The sequence below is a fragment of the Pseudomonas fluorescens genome (assembly GCF_902497855.1).
GTDB lineage: Bacteria > Pseudomonadota > Gammaproteobacteria > Pseudomonadales > Pseudomonadaceae > Aquipseudomonas > Aquipseudomonas fluorescens_BI.
This window is the reverse complement of the sequence record NZ_CABVHU010000003.1, coordinates 279,929-299,361: the sequence shown is the minus strand read 5'-3', so window position 1 is coordinate 299,361 and position 19,433 is coordinate 279,929. Positions and strand designations below refer to the sequence as shown.

16 protein-coding genes and 1 pseudogene are annotated in these 19,433 nt (G+C 60.3%); 1 reads left to right on the top strand and 16 read right to left on the bottom strand.

The window, feature by feature from the left end; genetic code table 11:
* Positions 1-175 precede the first annotated feature (175 nt).
* The 6 genes from F8N96_RS08960 to F8N96_RS08935 are packed head-to-tail and all read right to left on the bottom strand — an operon-like array spanning position 176 to position 5,125.
* Positions 176-811 carry a protein-L-isoaspartate(D-aspartate) O-methyltransferase gene (locus F8N96_RS08960; protein WP_191630725.1) on the bottom strand — a complete coding sequence of 212 codons (636 nt, stop codon included), beginning with the start codon at positions 809-811 and terminating at the stop codon, positions 176-178.
* Between the two features lie 38 nt (positions 812-849).
* Complete coding sequence (surE, locus tag F8N96_RS08955) at positions 850-1,599, bottom strand: 5'/3'-nucleotidase SurE (RefSeq protein ID WP_150767034.1); 750 nt, start codon at positions 1,597-1,599, stop codon at positions 850-852.
* The gene (gene truD / locus F8N96_RS08950) at positions 1,587-2,645 is read right to left on the bottom strand and encodes a tRNA pseudouridine(13) synthase TruD (protein ID WP_150797486.1); all 1,059 of its coding nucleotides are present in this window, start codon (positions 2,643-2,645) and stop codon (positions 1,587-1,589) included. The genes surE and truD overlap by 13 nt, the downstream gene beginning before the upstream one ends.
* Positions 2,642-3,115 (bottom strand): 2-C-methyl-D-erythritol 2,4-cyclodiphosphate synthase, encoded by a 474-nt coding sequence (gene ispF, locus F8N96_RS08945; RefSeq protein ID WP_046029226.1) that lies wholly within the window; start codon positions 3,113-3,115, stop codon positions 2,642-2,644. The genes truD and ispF overlap by 4 nt, the downstream gene beginning before the upstream one ends.
* 43 nt (positions 3,116-3,158) lie before the next feature.
* Complete coding sequence (gene fghA / locus F8N96_RS08940) at positions 3,159-4,004, bottom strand: S-formylglutathione hydrolase (RefSeq protein ID WP_150797485.1); 846 nt, start codon at positions 4,002-4,004, stop codon at positions 3,159-3,161.
* An 8-nt stretch (positions 4,005-4,012) separates the two neighbouring features.
* The gene (locus F8N96_RS08935; RefSeq protein WP_150797484.1) at positions 4,013-5,125 is read right to left on the bottom strand and encodes an S-(hydroxymethyl)glutathione dehydrogenase/class III alcohol dehydrogenase; all 1,113 of its coding nucleotides are present in this window, start codon (positions 5,123-5,125) and stop codon (positions 4,013-4,015) included.
* Positions 5,126-5,232: 107 nt separating this feature from the next.
* On the opposite strand from F8N96_RS08935, the gene F8N96_RS08930 reads away from it, so the two are divergent.
* On the top strand, positions 5,233-6,129 hold the full coding sequence (locus tag F8N96_RS08930; RefSeq protein ID WP_150797483.1) for a LysR substrate-binding domain-containing protein: 897 nt from the start codon (positions 5,233-5,235) through the stop codon (positions 6,127-6,129).
* Here the strand turns inward: F8N96_RS08930 and ispD are convergent.
* The 10 genes and pseudogenes from ispD to lpxB all read right to left on the bottom strand — a co-directional run bounded on the left by ispD (position 6,126) and on the right by lpxB (position 19,432).
* On the bottom strand, positions 6,126-6,833 hold the full coding sequence (gene ispD / locus F8N96_RS08925; RefSeq protein WP_150797482.1) for a 2-C-methyl-D-erythritol 4-phosphate cytidylyltransferase: 708 nt from the start codon (positions 6,831-6,833) through the stop codon (positions 6,126-6,128). The genes F8N96_RS08930 and ispD overlap by 4 nt on opposite strands.
* The gene (ftsB, locus tag F8N96_RS08920; RefSeq protein WP_008028992.1) at positions 6,830-7,108 is read right to left on the bottom strand and encodes a cell division protein FtsB; all 279 of its coding nucleotides are present in this window, start codon (positions 7,106-7,108) and stop codon (positions 6,830-6,832) included. Before ftsB ends, ispD begins: the two co-directional genes overlap by 4 nt.
* Positions 7,109-7,274: 166 nt before the next feature.
* Positions 7,275-8,564 (bottom strand): phosphopyruvate hydratase, encoded by a 1,290-nt coding sequence (gene eno / locus F8N96_RS08915; protein WP_150766042.1) that lies wholly within the window; start codon positions 8,562-8,564, stop codon positions 7,275-7,277.
* Positions 8,565-8,736: 172 nt separating this feature from the next.
* Positions 8,737-9,582, bottom strand: a complete 846-nt coding sequence (gene kdsA, locus F8N96_RS08910; RefSeq protein WP_150797481.1) for a 3-deoxy-8-phosphooctulonate synthase — start codon at positions 9,580-9,582, stop codon at positions 8,737-8,739.
* Between the two features lie 5 nt (positions 9,583-9,587).
* Positions 9,588-11,219, bottom strand: coding sequence for a CTP synthase (locus F8N96_RS08905; protein WP_150797480.1), 1,632 nt, complete (start codon positions 11,217-11,219; stop codon positions 9,588-9,590).
* Between the two features lie 274 nt (positions 11,220-11,493).
* Positions 11,494-12,821, bottom strand: a pseudogene (gene tilS / locus F8N96_RS08900) (tRNA lysidine(34) synthetase TilS).
* 144 nt (positions 12,822-12,965) lie between these two features.
* A complete protein-coding gene (locus F8N96_RS08895; protein ID WP_150797479.1) occupies positions 12,966-13,913 on the bottom strand; it encodes an acetyl-CoA carboxylase carboxyltransferase subunit alpha in 948 nt (315 codons plus the stop codon).
* Between the two features lie 153 nt (positions 13,914-14,066).
* Positions 14,067-17,588, bottom strand: a complete 3,522-nt coding sequence (gene dnaE / locus F8N96_RS08890; protein WP_150797478.1) for a DNA polymerase III subunit alpha — start codon at positions 17,586-17,588, stop codon at positions 14,067-14,069.
* A 75-nt stretch (positions 17,589-17,663) separates the two neighbouring features.
* A complete protein-coding gene (gene rnhB / locus F8N96_RS08885; protein ID WP_150766046.1) occupies positions 17,664-18,290 on the bottom strand; it encodes a ribonuclease HII in 627 nt (208 codons plus the stop codon).
* 11 nt (positions 18,291-18,301) lie between these two features.
* Positions 18,302-19,432 (bottom strand): lipid-A-disaccharide synthase, encoded by a 1,131-nt coding sequence (gene lpxB / locus F8N96_RS08880; protein ID WP_150766036.1) that lies wholly within the window; start codon positions 19,430-19,432, stop codon positions 18,302-18,304.
* Position 19,433: the final 1 nt, after the last annotated feature.

Below are 19,433 nucleotides of genomic sequence, written 5' to 3'. Positions count from 1 at the left end.
AAAATGTGGATTGCCGTGAACGGCACGAAATGTCGCAAGTATAACGGGCCGTGCAGGCCTTACCTTCAATGACGCGAGGCACACGTTTGCTACCTGACGATGAATCCCGTTAACCGATCGTTGCCGCTGTAAGACAGGGGCAATCGAAGAGAATTCAGCGCGCCGAAACAAATGCTCAGGCCAGCGGCCCATTGAGCAATGGAACGAAGCGCACAGACCCGAGAACGCGTCTGGAAAAACCCTGCTCCTCGCGAATGATCAACATTAATTGTTGAACCTCACCGGAGCCGACCGGAATCACCAATCGCCCCCCCGGCGCCAACTGATCGAGCAGCGCCTGAGGCACCTCGGTCGCCACCGCGGTGACGATAATGCCGTTGTACGGCGCCAGCGCCGGCCAGCCCTCCCAGCCATCGCCCCAGCGAAACACCACGTTGCGCAAGTTAAGTTCCACCAGACGTTCCTTGGCCCGGTCCTGCAGCACCTTGATGCGCTCGACCGAAAACACCCGTTCGACCAGTTGCGCCAGGATCGCGGTCTGATAACCCGACCCTGTGCCTATTTCCATGACCTTGTCCAGAGGACCTGCCTCCAGCAACAGCTCGCTCATGCGCGCGACCATGTAAGGCTGGGAGATGGTCTGGTTGTTCCCGATCGGCAACGCCGTGTCTTCATAGGCACGGTGGGCCAGCGCCTCGTCGACGAACAGGTGACGCGGCGTACGGCGAATCACCTCCAGCACCTTGGCGTTGGATATGCCCTCCTCATACAACCGCTGGATCAGGCGCTCACGGGTCCGTTGCGAGGTCATCCCGATGCCACGATGCATAGGGTCTTGTTCACGAGCCATCAGCGCAGCCCCTCCAGCCAGCCATCAAGACTTCTGAAGGCATCGTTGAAGGTGCGATCCAGTTGCAGTGGGGTGATTGAAACGTAGCCTTGCATCACCGCATGGAAATCGGTGCCCGGACCGCCATCTTCGGCGTCCCCGGCCGCGGCGATCCAGTAACCGGATTTGCCGCGCGGATCGACCACTTTCAGCGGTGCCGCCGCGCGGGCGCGATGGCCGAGGCGAGTCAATTGTATTCCGCGGATGTGTTCCAGCGGCAAATTGGGAATGTTCACGTTCAGCACCGTGCGCGGTGGCAGTTCGAGGTCCGCGTGAGCCTCGACCAGTTTGCGCGCAAAATAAGCGGCGGTGGAAAGGTTCTCTACTTGCCGCGAGACAAACGAAAAGGCGAACGAAGGGCGCTCCAGGAAACGCCCTTCAAGGGCTGCGGCCACCGTACCGGAATACAGCACGTCGTCCCCCAGGTTGGCGCCCAGGTTGATCCCGGAAACCACCATGTCCGGTACTTGCTCAAGCAAACCGTTGAGCCCCAGGTGCACGCAATCGGTGGGCGTGCCGTTAAGGCTGATAAAGCCGTTGGCCAGGGTTTGCGGGTGCAATGGACGGTCGAGCGTCAGCGAACTGCTCGCGCCGCTTTTGTCCTGGTCCGGGGCGATAACCACGCATTCGGTGTAATCCGCCAGCGCAGCATAAAGCGCGGCAAGACCGGGTGCGGTTACCCCATCGTCGTTAGAAATCAGAATACGCATGGGCTGTCCGTCTGCCCCACCGGCACCAGATCGACGAGTTCGCGCACCAATACGGTGGCGAAGCATCCGGCCGGCAGGATGAATTCCAGTTGCAGAATGTCAGGATCGGGATAATGCCACGTCAACCCACCAATGGGCAGCCGCAGGATGCGACGTTCGTGGCTCATTCCGGCGTTAATCAACCAATCGCGAAGATCCGCCTCGCGTGCGGCGATTGCCTGCTCCAATTCATGGACAGCGCCCGAGGCCGGCGAGTCACCTTCGCCCCACTGCGGACCGGTCGGGTGCAGGTCGAGAATCGCCAGGCGCGGGTCGCTGCACTCGGCAACGCCTGCGGGAAAGAAGCTGCGGCTATCGGTGAACGCCAGCAGATCGCCAACCTGGGCACGCTGCCAGGTGCCATCGGCGACCCGTGCCGCCAACACTTGGTTGAACAGAAAACTACGGGCCGTTGAAAGCAGGCGCGAACGCACGTTGCGCTGCTCCGGCAACGCCTTGCGCGCGGCCCAGGCACGGGCATCGACGACGTTGCCGCCATCAAACCCGAAGCGCTGGGCGCCGAAATAATTGGGAACACCTTGTTTGGCAATCAGCTGCAGACGCTCTTCGATCGCCGCCTTGTCGCCCGCGAACTGCGTCAGGCGCAAGGTGAACCCGTTGGCCGAGTGGGCACCGCGTTGCAGCTTGCGTTTGTGCCGGCCGGTCTTGAGGATTTTCAACGTATCGTTTTCTGCCGGCGACAAATCCGGATCAGCCTTGCCCGGCAGCTGTACGCTGAACCACTGACGCGTCAGCGCCTGACGGTCCTTGAGGCCTGCGTAGCTGACGGTGCGCAAGGGCACGCCCGCAGCCTTGGCGATTCGCCGTGCCGCTTCTTCGGTGTTCAGCCCGCGTTTCTCTACCCAGATCCACAGGTGCTCGCCATCGCCACTGAGGGGGATATCGAGGACTTCATCGACCTGAAAATCTTCCGCCGTCGCTTTCAGTACGGCGGTGCCGAGGGCTTCACCGTAGGCGCGCGGTCCAAGCAATTGCAGGTCGTTCATGCGCGCAGCAACAAGGCAACGGAATGCACGGCAATGCCTTCTTCGCGACCGACAAAGCCGAGCTTTTCGGTGGTGGTGGCTTTCACGTTCACTTGATCCAATTCAATTTGAAGATCCGCGGCAATCAGCGCGCGCATCGATTCGATATGCGGGGCCATTTTCGGCGCCTGGGCGACGATAGTGTTATCGACGTTGCCGACTTTCCAACCCTTGGCGTGGATCAGTGCAACGACGTGACGCAACAGCACGCGGCTGTCGGCGCCCTTGAATGTCGGGTCGGTGTCCGGGAAATGCTTGCCGATGTCGCCCAGCGCGGCAGCGCCAAGCAAGGCATCGCTCAAGGCGTGCAGCAGGACGTCACCGTCGGAATGAGCGAGCAGCCCGAAGCCGTGTGCAATCCGCACGCCGCCCAGAGTAATGAAATCGCCTTCAGCGAAACGGTGCACATCATAGCCGTGGCCAATACGCATAAAAAAACGCCCCGATTTTTGTCAGGGCGTGATTCTACCTGCATTAGGCGCTTAGGGCGCGTGCATGATGCTGCAAGTGATCGTCGATGAAGCTGGCGATGAAGAAATAGCTATGGTCGTAACCCGGCTGAAGACGCAGCGCCAGCGGGTGACCGGCCAGTTTGGTGGCCTGTTGCAGGGCTTCGGGCTTGAGCTGTGTGGCGAGGAAATCGTCGCGATCACCTTGGTCGACCAGCAGCGGCAATTTCTCATCAGCCTCGGCGATCAATGCACAGGCATCCCATTCGCGCCATTTCGAGCGGTCTTCGCCCAGGTAACGAGAGAAGGCTTTTTGCCCCCAGGGACAATCCATCGGGTTGTTGATCGGCGAGAACGCCGACACCGACTGATAACGCCCCGGATTGCGCAAGGCGCAGACCAGTGCGCCGTGGCCGCCCATGGAGTGACCGCTGATGCCGCGCTTGTCCGATGCAGGAAAATGGGCTTCGACCAATGCGGGCAACTCCTGCACCACATAGTCATGCATCCGATAGTGCCGCGACCAGGGTTCCTGCGTGGCATTCAGATAAAACCCGGCACCGAGACCGAAATCCCAGGCGCCTTCCGGATCACCCGGCACGTCAGGGCCGCGAGGACTGGTGTCCGGTGCCACGATGATCAGCCCCAGCTCGGCGGCCATGCGCATGGCGCCGGCCTTTTGCATGAAGTTTTCGTCGGTGCAGGTCAGGCCGGACAACCAGTACAGGACCGGCAGTTTGCCGCCCTGCTCCGCTTGCGGCGGCAGGTACACGGCAAACACCATGTCGCAACCGAGCACATCGGAGCGGTGTCGATAGCGCTTGTGCCAGCCGCCGAAGCTTTTCTGGCAGGAGATATTTTCCAGGCTCATGTCCGACCTCAGAAATGAATGACGCTACGGATACTTTTGCCTTCGTGCATCAGGTCGAATGCCTTGTTGATATCTTCCAGGCCCATGGAGTGGGTGATGAAAGTATCCAGCGGGATTTCGCCGGTCTCGGCCATTTCGACATAACTTGGCAACTCGGTACGGCCGCGCACACCGCCGAATGCCGAACCGCGCCAGACGCGACCGGTGACCAGCTGGAATGGACGGGTGGAGATTTCCTGCCCGGCACCGGCCACGCCGATGATCACCGACTCGCCCCAACCCTTGTGGCAGCACTCGAGGGCCGCGCGCATCAATTGCACATTGCCGATGCACTCGAAGGAGAAGTCGACGCCGCCATCGGTCATGTCGACGATGACTTCCTGGATCGGACGGTCGAAGTCTTTCGGGTTGACGCAATCGGTTGCACCCAGCTGTCTGGCGATCTCGAATTTGGCCGGGTTGATGTCGATCGCGATGATGCGTGCAGCCTTGGCTTTTACCGCGCCGATGACCGCCGACAGGCCGATGCCGCCAAGGCCGAAAATGGCGACGGTGTCACCTGGTTTTACCTTGGCCGTGTTGAGTACTGCGCCGATGCCGGTGGTGACACCGCAGCCCAGCAGGCAGACTTTTTCCAGCGGCGCTTCTTTAGGAATTTTGGCGACCGAGATTTCCGGCAGCACGGTGTATTCGGAAAATGTCGAAGTGCCCATGTAGTGGAAAATCGGCTGCCCCTTGTAGGAAAAGCGCGAGGTGCCATCAGGCATCAGGCCTTTGCCTTGGGTGGCGCGAATGGCCTGGCAGAGGTTGGTCTTGCCCGACAGGCAGAATTTGCACTGGCGGCATTCCGGGGTGTACAGCGGAATCACGTGATCACCCACCGCCACGGAGGTCACGCCCTCGCCGATGGCTTCCACCACTGCGCCACCTTCGTGGCCAAGGATCGACGGGAAGATGCCTTCCGGGTCGGCACCGGACAGCGTGTAGGCATCGGTATGGCAGACACCGGAAGCCACCACGCGCAGCAAGACTTCACCGGCCTTGGGCATGGCGACATCGACTTCGACGATCTCGAGGGGTTTCTTCGCCTCGAAGGCTACGGCAGCGCGCGACTTGATCATGTGCATTCTCCAGTGAATAAAAACGAGACAAGGAGTGTAATACAGCGCTCTACGGTGAATAATCCGGACAAAAGCAAAACATTATTGCCATACAGGGATAATCTTTGATGTCCGAAAATCGCTGGGAAGGGATCGACGAATTCGTCGCAGTCGCCGAGTGCAGTCAGTTCACGGCTGCCGCGGAACGGCTTGGGGTTTCTTCCTCTCACATCAGTCGACAAATCGTACGCCTCGAAGAGCGCCTTCAGACGCGCCTGCTGTATCGCAGCACCCGACGCGTCACCCTGACTGAAGCCGGGCAGACGTTTCTGCAGCATTGCCAACGTTTACAGGATGGCCGCGAAGAAGCCTTGCGAGCGGTCGGCGACCTGACCAGCGAACCTAAAGGCATGCTGCGCATGACCTGCGCCGTCGCGTACGGCGAACGCTTCATCGTGCCGCTGGTGACCCGCTTCATGGGGCTCTATCCGCAGCTGCGGATCGACATCGAACTGAGCAACCGCCAACTGGACCTGGTGCACGAGGGCCTGGACCTGGCGATCCGGCTTGGTCGCTTGCAGGACTCGCGGCTGGTGGCGGCACGTCTGGCACCACGACGCATGTATTTGTGCGCATCACCGTCCTATGTGGAACGATATGGCCGCCCACACAGCCTGTCGGAATTGAGCCGTCACAACTGCCTCATCGGCAGTTCGGACATCTGGCAACTGGAACAGAACGGGCGGGAATTTTCGCAGCGGGTACAGGGAAACTGGCGTTGCAACAGTGGGCAAGCGGTGCTGGATGCGGCGTTACAGGGAGTGGGTTTGTGTCAGCTGCCCGACTACTACGTCCTGGAGCATCTGAAAAACGGCGAATTGATTTCGCTGCTGGAAGCCCACCAACCGCCGAACACCGCCGTGTGGGCGCTTTATCCGCAGCAACGGCATCTGTCGCCCAAGGTGCGCAAGTTGGTGGATTACTTGAAAGAAGGTTTGGCGCAAAGGCCGGAGTATGCAGCTTAGCGGCGGTTGGCCCAGCGCTGGCGCAACCACTCAAGGTCTTCGGGGCGAGTTACTTTGAGGTTGTCGGATCGACCTTCAATCAATCGCGGCGCCAGGCCTGCCCACTCCATCGCCGAAGCTTCATCGGTAATGACCGCATCCGCCACCAGACTGTCGGCCAACGCCCGATGCAATGCACCCAGGCGAAACATCTGCGGCGTATAGGCTTGCCAGATCACACTGCGATCCACGGTTTCGACCACACGACCGTGTTTGTCGACCCGTTTGAGAGTATCGCGTGCCGGAGCCGCCAGCAGTCCGCCAACCGGATCATCTGCGAGTTCCCCCAGCAGCTTGTCCAGATCATCACGGCTCAGATTCGGCCGCGCGGCATCGTGGACCAGCACCCAGTCTTCATCGTCAGCGCCTTGCGCATGCAAATGCAGCAACGCATTGAGCACCGAGCCGGAACGCTCGGCACCGCCCTCAACCCGCTGAATACGCGAATCGCCAGCACACGCCAGGTTCGGCCAGTAAGGATCATCGACAGCAAGACTGACCACCAGGCCCTTCAGGCAAGGATGATCGAGGAAACAGCCAAGGCTGTGTTCGAGAATAGTGCGCCCGCCCAGTTGCAAATATTGCTTGGGACGGTCCGCGGCCATACGGGCACCGACGCCCGCGGCAGGAATCACGGCCCAGAAGGCCGGTAACGAAGTGTTCATTGAGCCAGCTGGTAAAGGGTTTCACCGTCCTTGACCATGCCCAGCTCATGGCGAGCCCGCTCTTCCACGGTCTCCATGCCCTTTTTCAACTCGCTGACTTCAGCGTCCATCACCCGATTGCGCTCAAGCAGGCCCTCGTTCTCAGCGTGTTGATCAGCGATCTGCTGAGTCAGCTCGGCCACTTGCGCCAGGCTGCCATTACCCACCCACAGGCGGTATTGCAGGCCAGCCAGCAACAGGAGCAAGACGAGGAACAACCAATTGGGACTGCGCATCGAATATCGGGTATCCAGTGAAAAAAGACAGCCATGCAAAACTTTGAAGCTGCTGATAGCACGAAGCCTGGAAGACCCAGGCTTGTGCTTGCAAGGCATCAGATTAATGGCAAATTCATCGCTGTCGCGATTTTTCCGACACAATCCGCTGTCTTTTTTTCAGCAATCAGCCGCGGAATTCGCTGCGACCGTTGTACTTGGCTTTGCCATTCAACTGCTCTTCGATACGCAGCAGTTGGTTGTACTTGGAAACGCGATCGGAACGGCACAGGGAACCGGTCTTGATCTGGCCAGCCGAAGTGCCCACTGCCAGGTCGGCAATGGTCGAATCTTCGGTTTCGCCGGAGCGGTGCGAGATCACGGCTGTGTAACCCGCGGCCTTGGCCATCTGGATGGCTTCCAGGGTTTCGGTCAGGGTGCCGATCTGGTTGAACTTGATCAGGATCGAGTTGGCGATCTTTTTATCGATGCCTTCTTTCAGGATCTTGGTGTTGGTCACGAACAGGTCGTCGCCTACCAGCTGGACTTTCTCGCCGATCTTGTCGGTGAGGATTTTCCAGCCAGCCCAGTCGGACTCGTCCAGGCCGTCTTCGATCGAGATGATCGGGTAACGCTCGGTCAGGCCTTTGAGGTAGTCGGCGAAACCTTCGGCGGTGAACACCTGGCCTTCGCCGGACAGGTTGTATTTACCGTCTTCGTAGAATTCGCTCGCCGCGCAGTCCAGGGCCAGGGTCACGTCGGTGCCCAGCGTGTAACCGGCGTTGGCCACGGCTTCGGAGATCACTTTCAAAGCGTCTTCGTTGGAGGCCAGGTTCGGCGCGAAACCACCTTCGTCACCGACGGCAGTGCTCAGGCCACGGGCCTTCAGCACGGCTTTGAGGTGATGGAAAATCTCGGTACCCATGCGCAGGCCTTCCGAGAAAGACTTGGCGCCAACCGGCTGGACCATGAATTCCTGGATGTCGACGTTGTTGTCGGCGTGCTCGCCACCGTTGATGATGTTCATCATCGGAACCGGCATCGAGTAGACACCCGGGGTACCGTTCAGGTTGGCGATGTGAGCGTACAGCGGCAGGTCCTGGTCCTGTGCTGCTGCCTTGGCTGCTGCCAGGGAAACGGCAAGGATCGCGTTGGCGCCCAGGGAACCTTTGTTTTCGGTGCCATCGAGCTTGATCATCGCGTGATCCAGCGCCTTTTGGTCGCTTGGGTCTGCACCTTTCAACAGGTCGCGAATCGGACCGTTGATGTTGGCGACGGCTTTGAGCACGCCCTTGCCCAGGTAACGGCTCTTGTCGCCATCACGCAGCTCGAGCGCTTCACGCGAGCCAGTGGAAGCACCGGACGGCGCGCAAGCGCTACCGATGATGCCGTTATCGAGAAGCACGTCCGCTTCGACGGTGGGGTTGCCACGGGAGTCGAGAACTTCACGACCTTTGATGTCGACGATTTTTGCCATTGTTGTAAACACTCCAAAGTTGACGAAAACGCTCTGTACCGCTCGCTTTATAACGTGTGGGGCATATTTCTGTAGGAGCCGGCTTGCTGGCGAAGGCGGTCTCGAAATTCCCGCAAGGCTTGAGGGCCTCTTCGCTGGCAAGCCAGCTCCTACAGGATCGGGATTGCCGATATTACGCGGTTTCTACGACAGGAAAACTTTTCACCAGTTCGTCCAGCGCCTTGAGCTGGGCCAGGAATGGCTCCAGCTTGTCCAGACGCAAGGCGCAAGGGCCGTCGCATTTGGCGTTGTCCGGGTCCGGGTGCGCTTCGAGGAACAGGCCCGCCAACGACTGGCTCATGCCGGCCTTGGCCAGGTCGGTGACCTGGGCGCGGCGACCGCCGGCGGAATCGGAGCGACCGCCGGGCATTTGCAGCGCGTGGGTCACGTCGAAGAACACCGGGTATTCGAACTGCTTCATGATGCCGAAACCGAGCATGTCGACGACCAGGTTGTTGTAGCCGAAGCTCGAACCGCGTTCGCAGAGGATCAACTGATCGTTACCCGCTTCCACGCATTTGCTCAGGATGTGTTTCATTTCCTGAGGCGCGAGGAACTGGGCTTTCTTGATGTTGATCACCGCGCCGGTCTTGGCCATCGCGACCACCAGGTCGGTCTGGCGCGACAGAAAGGCCGGCAGCTGGATGATATCGCAAACTTCAGCGACGACCGCGGCCTGGTCAGGCTCGTGGACGTCGGTGATGATCGGCACGCCGAACGCTTGCTTGATGTCCTGGAAAATCCGCATGCCCTCTTCCAGGCCGGGGCCACGGTAAGAGGTCACGGAGGAACGGTTGGCCTTGTCGAAGCTGGCCTTGAACACGTAAGGGATACCGAGTTTTTCGGTGACCTTTACGTACTCTTCGCAGACCTGCATCGCCATGTCACGGCTTTCCAGCACGTTCATGCCACCGAACAGCACCATTGGCTTGTCGTTGCCAATCTCGATATCGCCTACGCGGATGATCTTCTGCGCCATCGGATTTACGCCTTCTTCTGGTGTTGGACCAAAGCTGCTTTAACGAAACCGCTGAACAACGGGTGACCGTCGCGTGGCGTCGAAGTGAACTCAGGGTGGAACTGGCAAGCGACGAACCACGGATGATCCGGAGCCTCGACCACTTCGACCAGAGCGCCATCACCGGAGCGACCGGAGATTTTCAGACCGGCTTCGATCAGTTGCGGCAGCAGGTTGTTGTTCACTTCATAGCGATGACGGTGACGCTCGACGATCACGTCCTTGGCGTAGCAGTCGTGCACCAGGGAGCCGGCTTCAAGCAGGCAATCCTGGGCGCCCAGGCGCATGGTGCCGCCCAGGTCGGACGCTTCGGTACGGATTTCGACGGCGCCGGTGGCATCTTCCCACTCGGTGATCAGGCCCACGACCGGGTGACCGCTGGCACGATCGAACTCGGTGGAGTTGGCGTCTTTCCAGCCCAGCACGTTACGTGCGAACTCGATGACGGCCACTTGCATGCCCAGGCAGATACCCAGGTACGGAACCTTGTTTTCGCGAGCGAATTGAACGGCAGTGATCTTGCCTTCCACGCCGCGCAGACCGAAGCCGCCCGGTACGAGGATCGCGTCGACACCTTCCAGCAGCGCAGTGCCCTGGTTTTCGATGTCTTCGGAATCGATGTAGCGCAGGTTGACCTTGGTGCGGTTGCTGATGCCGGCGTGACTCATCGCTTCGATCAGCGACTTGTAGGCGTCCAGCAGTTCCATGTACTTGCCGACCATGGCGATGGTGACTTCGTGCTCGGGGTTGAGCTTGGCGTCGACCACGGCTTCCCACTCGGACAGATCGGCGCCGCCACATTGCAGGCCGAAACGCTCGACGACGAAATCGTCCAGGCCCTGGGAGTGCAGGATGCCCGGGATCTTGTAGATGGTGTCGGCGTCTTCCAGCGCGATCACCGCACGCTCTTCAACGTTGGTGAACTGCGCGATCTTGCGGCGCGAGGACAGGTCGATCGGGTGATCGGAACGGCACACCAGCACGTCGGGTTGCAGGCCGATGGAACGCAGTTCCTTGACCGAATGCTGGGTTGGCTTGGTTTTGGTTTCGCCGGCGGTGGCAATGTACGGCACCAGCGTCAGGTGCATCAGCATCGCGCGCTTGGCGCCGACTTCGAAACGCAATTGACGGATCGCTTCGAGGAACGGTTGCGATTCGATATCACCCACGGTGCCACCGATCTCGACCATGGCCACGTCGGCATCGCCGGCGCCCTTGATGATCCGGCGCTTGATTTCGTCGGTGATGTGCGGGATCACCTGGATGGTGGCGCCCAGGTAATCACCACGGCGCTCTTTGCGCAGGACGTGTTCGTAGACACGGCCGGTGGTGAAGTTGTTGTTCTGGGTCATGGTCGTGCGGATGAACCGCTCGTAGTGGCCCAGGTCCAGGTCGGTCTCGGCGCCGTCGTGGGTGACGAACACTTCACCGTGCTGGAACGGGCTCATGGTGCCCGGGTCAACGTTGATGTACGGGTCCAGCTTCAGCATGGTGACCTTAAGTCCCCGCGCCTCCAGGATGGCCGCCAATGAAGCCGATGCGATGCCTTTCCCCAATGAAGAAACAACACCGCCCGTGACGAATATGTAGCGCGTCATGAAAAACCCTAGAAGTCTGCGTTAAAGCGGTCCGAGCCGCCGGGGAAAGCGAAGGAAGGCCGAAGCCCCCGATCACCTGCATCGATCACAGTGCATCTTTCAAAAAAACCGCCGCGTTGGGACAGACCGGAAGGTGAAACACCGGTACGTTGCTCGCTACACATTTTTTGGAATCGCCCAGCAAAGACTGCTTGGTAATCGGCAACTCCTGCAATTCTGACGAATCCACAGAAGTTGTATCAAGAAGGGAGCGTAGTCTACCGGAAAGCCCCTTTCAGCTCAAACCTTGATCGCAGGTGGTGGTTGCCACCGTAAATTCCAGCCGTCCTTTGCGCTGCCGTTCAAGCCCCGCAGGTTCGCCACCGCCAGCAATTGCTCGCCCTGGTACAGCAGCGGCCATCTGCCACGGGCGAAGTTCGGGACCCCGCGCTCGTTGAGCAAACGCTTCAGATCACGGTGACCGCGATCCGGCAGAGCCATCACCTCACCGCCTTCACGATAGCGGATATGCAGCGGGCCAACGGGAATTTGGCCGGTGAGTGTCAGTACCCCATTGCCGGGCAACACCAGCGATACTGCGGGATCAGGCCAGGTTCCAGCGTCGAGTGCGGGCCGTAGCCAGTGGCCGGACAACCACCAGATCCGCCCACCGGCCCGATGGAGTTCGCCGTCGGCCAAGCGCCATATCGGACGAGCATCGCCGGTCGCATCGCGCAAATCCTCCCAACCCGACCAATGGTCGCTATCCGGCAGGCGCGTCAGCGCCGCGAGCCAGTGACTCACTGCATTTCGCTGGCGCGCAGCGGAGAGCGTTGCCAGTGGCGCCAGTGCCAGGGACGGCAAACCCAGCCAATCAAACTCACTGGCCGTGGTCGCGTGGGCCAGATCGATCTGCGCCAGGTCATCGAGCAATGCCTGCGCCTCACTCAGATGCGCGGCGCTGCGGGCCATGGTCGCCACCGCTTGCGGCCAGCGCCGGGTCAATACCGGGACCACTTGATGACGCAGGTAATTGCGCGAGAATTGCCGGTCCTGATTCGAGGGGTCTTCAACCCAGCTCAGCCGGTACTCGGCCGCATAAGCTTCCATTTCCGCCCGCGTGATATCGAGCAATGGTCGCAGCAGATGGCCTTTACCCAACGGACGCTGGCGTGGCATCCCCGAAAGCCCCCTCACCCCGGCCCCCCGCAACAGCCGAAACAACAGGGTTTCCGCCTGATCGTCACGGTGCTGGGCAGTCAGCAGCACCTCATTGATCTCAATGGCCGCGTTGAACGCCCCATAGCGCGCATCCCGTGCGGCACGCTCAAGGCTGGCGCCGGGTTGAACCTGGACGTGAATCACTTGTAGCGGCACACCCAGCGCGTCACAGACGGACTGGCAATGGGCCGGCCACGCATCGGCCGCAGCCTGAAGGCCGTGGTGGACGTGGATGGCGCTTAGCACGGGCAGGGATTCGGTTTTTGCGAGCAGGGCGAGCAGGTGCAGCAGGACGGTGGAGTCGAGGCCGCCGGAGAAGGCGATGCGCCAGGTGGTGGCGTTGCGCCACGAAGCAAGGTTCAGCAGAAGCCTGCCAGGTAAATCAATCATGGCCTGACTCATATCGATCACTTCACACAAATCAAATGTGGGAGCGAGCCTGCTCGCGAAGGCTGCTTAACATCCAACATATTGTTGACTGTTATACCGCTTTCGCGAGCAGGCTCGCTCCCACATTGGTTACATCATTTGCCGAAGCGCGATCGATCAGAGACCGTAGCTCATCAGACGCTCATAACGGCGGGCCAGCAGCGCTTCGTTATCGAACTTCTTCAGCATCGACAGTTGCGAGCTCAGCTCGGCACGGATCGAGGCTGCCGCCTTGGCTGGATCACGGTGGGCGCCGCCCAAAGGCTCGCCGATCACTTTGTCCACGATGCCCAGGCCTTTGAGACGCTCGGCGGTGATGCCCATGGCTTCAGCGGCATCCGGCGCTTTTTCCGCGGTTTTCCACAGGATCGAGGCGCAACCTTCTGGCGAAATCACCGCGTAGGTCGAGTACTGCAGCATGTTCAACTGGTCGCACACGCCGATTGCCAGCGCGCCGCCGGAACCACCCTCACCGATCACGGTGGCGATGATCGGGGTTTTCAGGCGCGCCATGACACGCAGGTTCCAGGCAATCGCTTCGCTCTGGTTGCGCTCTTCGGCGTCGATGCCCGGGTAGGCGCCCGGGGTGTCGATGAAGGTCAGGATCGGCATTTTGAAGCGTTCGGCCATTTCCATCAGGCGGCAGGCCTTACGGTAGCCTTCCGGACGTGGCATGCCGAAGTTGCGGCGAACTTTCTCGCGCACTTCCCGGCCTTTCTGGTGGCCGATGATCATCACCGGCTGATCGTCCAGACGGGCAATGCCGCCCACGATCGCCGCGTCGTCGGAGAAGTGACGGTCGCCGTGCAGTTCGTCGAACTCGGTGAAGATGTGTTCGATGTAGTCCAGGGTATACGGACGTTTCGGGTGACGTGCCAGGCGTGCGATCTGCCAGCTGGTCAGCTTGCCGAAGATGTCTTCGGTCAGCGTGCTGCTTTTGTCCTGCAGGCGGGAGATCTCATCGCCGATATTCAGCGAATTGTCATTACCGACCAAGCGCAACTCTTCGATCTTGGCTTGCAGGTCGGCGATCGGCTGTTCGAAATCTAGAAAATTCGGGTTCATAGGCGTCCGTCTTGGGTCGACCTCCAGGAAAGTTGGGGCCGGCCGGTTGTCTATTCGCGCCCTACCTTAAGGGACAGGCGCGTTCAGGTCGAGATTAAAAAATTCGGTCGAGATCAGGCCATGCTCTTGATGGAAAAGAATGAGGCCTGACCGTCAACGGTATTGGAGGAAGACGTTGTCTCGCCCGAACTGGTCACGCAGGGCTTGAATCAAGGCGTCCGCCGGGTCGATCCGCCAAGTCTCGTCGAACTGCAGCAAGGCCTTCGCATCGGGACTCGTATATTCCATGGTGATCGGGCATGCGCCGCGGTGACGCTTGAACAGCTCACCCAGCCAGCGCAACTGATCACCTTTGAGATCCTTGGTCTGCAGCTTCAGGCGCAGGCTTTCTGCCAGGTTGGTGCGGGCATCTTCCATGCTCATCACCCGCTTGACCCGCAGGCGCAGGCCGCCGGAAAAGTCGTCGTTGCTGACTTCGCCTTCGACCACCACCATCGCGTCGGTCTGCAACATCGACTGCGCGGAATGGAACGCGTCGGCAAACAACGAGGCTTCGATCCGGCCAGAACGATCGTCAAGGGTGATGAACCCCATCTTGTCGCCCTTTTTGTTCTTCATCACGCGCAAAGCAATGATCATGCCCGCGACCGTCTGGGTATCCCGGGCCGGCTTCAGGTCGATGATGCGCTGACGGGCGAAACGGCGGATCTCGCCTTCGTATTCGTCGATCGGGTGACCGGTCAGGTACAGGCCGAGGGTGTCTTTCTCCCCTTTCAGGCGTTCCTTGAGGGTCAGTTCCTTGGCCTTGCGGTGATTGGCATAGACATCGGCGTCTTCCTCGACGAACAGTCCGCCAAACAAGTCCGCGTGACCACTGTCGTGGGTGCGGGCCGTTTGTTCGGCGGCCTTGATCGCCCCTTCCATCGCATTCAGCAAGACCGCGCGATTCTGGTCGATACTGGCTTGATAGGCTTTCGGTTCGTCGTGGAAATACGGACCCAGACGATCCAGGGCGCCGCTGCGAATCAATCCGTCCAGGGTGCGCTTGTTGATCCGCTTGAGGTCGACCCGGGCACAGAAATCGAACAGGTCCTTGAACGGCCCGTCCTGCCGCGCCTCGGTAATCGCCTCGACCGGCCCTTCGCCCACGCCCTTGATCGCGCCGAGGCCGTAAATGATGCGGCCCTCGTCGTTTACCGTGAACTTGAACTCCGAGGCATTCACATCCGGCGCGTCGAGACGCAGCTTCATGGTGCGAATTTCCTCGATCAAGGTCACGACCTTGTCGGTGTTGTGCATATCCGCCGACAGTACCGCGGCCATGAACGGCGCCGGGTAGTGCGTCTTCAGCCACGCGGTCTGGTACGACACCAGGCCATACGCGGCGGAGTGGGATTTGTTGAAGCCGTAACCGGCGAATTTTTCCACCAGGTCGAAAATGTTACCGGCCAGGTCCGCTTCGATATTGTTGGTCTTGCAACCCTCGATGAAGCCGCCGCGCTGCTTGGCCATTTCTTCGGGTTTTTTCTTGCCCATGGCCCGGCGCAGCATGTCCGCACCGCCGAGGGTGTAACCGGCCATGACCTGGGCAATCTGCATCACCTGTTCCTGATACAGGATGATGCCGTACGTCGGCGCCAGCACCGGTTTGAGGCCTTCGTACTGGTAATCCGAGTGCGGGTACGCGAGCTCGGCGCGACCGTGCTTGCGGTTGATAAAGTCGTCCACCATGCCCGATTGCAACGGGCCCGGACGGAACAGGGCCACCAGTGCGATCAAGTCTTCCAGGCAGTCGGGCTTGAGCTTTTTGATCAGCTCCTTCATGCCGCGGGACTCGAGCTGGAACACCGCAGTGGTTTCGGCTTTTTGCAGCAGCTGGTAGGTCGGTTTGTCATCCAGCGGGATGAAGGCGATGTCCAGCGGCGGCTCATCGACCTTGGCGCGGTCGCGGTTGATGGTTTTCAGCGCCCAGTCGATGACCGTCAGGGTTCGCAGGCCGAGGAAGTCGAACTTCACCAGGCCGGCGGCCTCAACGTCATCCTTGTCGAACTGGGTCACCAGGCCATCACCGGCCTCATCGCAATAGATCGGCGAGAAGTCAGTCAGTTTGGTCGGCGCGATCACCACACCACCGGCGTGCTTGCCGACGTTACGCACAACGCCTTCAAGCTTGCGCGCCATCTCCCAGATTTCCGCGGCTTCTTCATCGACCTTGATGAAGTCCCGCAGGATTTCTTCCTGTTCGTAGGCCTTTTCCAGGGTCATGCCGACTTCGAACGGGATCATCTTCGACAGGCGATCCGCCAATCCGTAGGACTTGCCCTGCACCCGTGCCACGTCACGGACCACCGCCTTGGCCGCCATGGAACCGAAGGTGATGATCTGGCTGACCGCATTGCGGCCGTATTTCTCGGCCACGTAGTCGATCACGCGGTCACGGCCATCCATGCAGAAGTCGACGTCGAAGTCGGGCATCGAGACCCGTTCCGGGTTAAGGAAACGTTCGAACAGCAGGTCATATTCCAGCGGGTCGAGGTCGGTGATCTTCTGCACATAGGCCACCAGCGACCCGGCACCCGACCCACGGCCCGGCCCCACCGGCACGCCGTTGCTCTTGGCCCACTGGATAAAGTCCATCACGATCAGGAAGTAGCCGGGGAAGCCCATCTGGATGATGATATCCAGCTCGAAATTCAACCGGTCGACATAGACCTGACGCTTGGCTTCGTAGTCTTCGGTGGTGTCCCTGGGCAGCAGAACGCTCAAGCGATCTTCCAGACCGTCAAAGGACACCTTGCGGAAATACTCATCGATGGTCATGCCATCGGGAATCGGGAAGTTGGGCAGGAAGTGAGTGCCCAGCTTCACTTCGATATTACAGCGCTTGGCGATCTCGACGGTGTTGGCCAGCGCCTCGGGAATGTCGCTGAACAGCTCGGCCATTTCCTCTGCGCTTTTGAGGTATTGCTGGTCGCTGTAATTCTTGGAACGCCGCGGATCGTCGAGGGCGCGGCCTTCACCGATGCAGACACGGGTTTCGTGAGCGGCGAAGTCTTCCTGCTTGATGAAGCGCACGTCGTTGGTCGCCACCAGCGGCGCACCGATTTTCTCGGCCAGGGCCACGGCGCCGTGCAATTGCTCTTCATCGTTGGGACGGTTGGTGCGCTGGATTTCCAGATAGAAACGATCCGGAAACACCGCCATCCATTCGCGCGCCAGGTTTTCCGCCTCGGCCGGGTTGCCGCTGAGCATGGCCAGGCCGATCTCGCCTTCTTTCGCTGCCGACAGCATGATCAAGCCTTCGCTGGCTTCGGCCACCCACTCGCGCTCGATGATGACCGAGCCATTGCGCTGGCCGTCGATAAAGCCGCGGGAGATCAGTTCGGTCAGGTTGCGATAGCCGACGGCGTTCATGGCCAACAGGCTGATCCGGCTCAGGGCGTTGTCCGGATCCTTGTTCGACAGCCACAGGTCGGCGCCGCAGATCGGCTTGATCCCCGCGCCCATGGCCGCTTTATAGAATTTGACCAGGGAACACATGTTGTTCTGGTCGGTGACCGCTACGGCAGGCATGTTCATGCCGACAAGGGTCTTGACCAGCGGTTTGATCCGCACCAGACCGTCGACCAGGGAATATTCAGTGTGCAGGCGTAGGTGAACGAATGAAGCCGGCATAGTGATCCTGTCTGTAAACGTAAAGACAACAAGGCCCGGATTGTACCGGGCCTTGGCAAAAACATCAGCCTGCGACTAACTCACGATCAGGTGTGCCCGCGCCTCGTAAGCCAGGCGTACCGGGGCGAACGAGCGCCGGTGAATCGGCGTCGGCCCCAGGCGGGCCAAGGCTTCCAGATGAACGGGGGTCGGGTAGCCTTTGTGGCCGCCAATGCCGTATCCCGGGTAAACCAATTCGAAAGCAGCCATTTCACGGTCGCGACTGACCTTGGCCAGAATCGATGCCGCGGCGATGGCCGGTATCAGGCCGTCCCCCTGTATCACCGCTTCGGCGCGCATCGACAGTTTCGGGCAGCGGTTGCCGTCGATCATCGCCAGCCTTGGCGTAATGTGCAGGCCCTCGACGGCGCGCTGCATGGCCAGCATGGTGGCGTGGAGGATGTTCAACTGGTCGATTTCTTCGACTTCGGCGCGAGCGATGCACCAGCTCAGGGCTTTTTCGCAGATTTCGTCGTAGAGCTTTTCGCGGCGGGCTTCGGTCAGTTTCTTCGAATCGTTCAGGCCCAGAATCGGCCGGCTCGGATCGAGGATCACCGCAGCGGTCACCACAGCGCCACAGAGCGGGCCGCGACCGACTTCGTCGACACCGGCAACCAATTCTTCGACTTCAGCGACCAAGTTGAAATCCAGCCCCATTTGCATGCTTGTTTTTTTCATTGTACGTGACCGATCAGGTTCAGCACTGCATCCGCAGCCTGGTTGGAGGCATCCAGACGAAGGGTCCGGTGAATCTGGTCAAAACCGCGGGTCTGCTCTTCCCCTCCCTCGATCAGCGGCGACAAGGTCTGTGCCAGCGCTTCGACCGTCGCCTCGTCCTGCAACAACTCGGGCACCAGGAGGCGCTGGGCCAGCAGGTTCGGCAAGGAGATGTACGGGCTTTTGACCATGCGCTTGAGAATCCAGAACGTCAGGGGCGCCAGACGATAGGCGACCACCATCGGCCGCTTGTACAGCAAGGCTTCAAGGGTCGCCGTTCCGGAGGCAATCAGCACCGCGTCGCAGGCCGCCAGGGCCAGATGGGATTTGCCGTCGAGCAAGGTCAGCGGCAGATCGCGACCGGCCAGCAATTCCTCGAGCTGCTTGCGTCGCTCGGGGCTGGCGCAAGGCATGACGAAGCGCACGCCAGGGCGTAGCGCGCGCAGACGCTGGGCGGTGTCGAGGAACAACGCACCGAGACGCCCCACCTCGCCACCGCGGCTGCCGGGCATCAGTGCGACCAGCGGCCCGTCCGGCAAGCCGAGTTCGGCACGTGCGGCGGCGCGATCCGCTTCGAGCGGGATCGCATCGGCCAGGGAGTGCCCGACAAACCGCACCGGCACGCCCTTTTCTTCATAGAATTTCGCTTCGAACGGGAACAGCGTCAGCATCAGGTCGCAGCCTTCGCGAATCTTCAGCACCCGTTTCTGCCGCCAGGCCCAGACCGACGGGCTGACGTAATGCACGGTCTTGATTCCGGCCTGACGCAGCTTGAGCTCGATGTTGAGGGTGAAGTCCGGGGCATCGATGCCGATGAACACGTCCGGCTTCTCGGCGATCAGGTCGGCGATCAGCTTCTTGCGGCGCTTGAGCAACTCACGCAAGCGGCCCAGCACTTCCACCAGGCCCATCACGGAAAGACGTTCCATCGGGAAATACGAGGTCAGGCCTTCGGCCTGCATCAACGGGCCACCGACCCCGATGAACTCCACCGCCGGATGCCGAGCCTTGAGCGCGCGCATCAGACCGGCGCCCAGAATGTCGCCGGAAGCCTCACCGGCTACCAGCGCTATACGCAGATTAGCCATG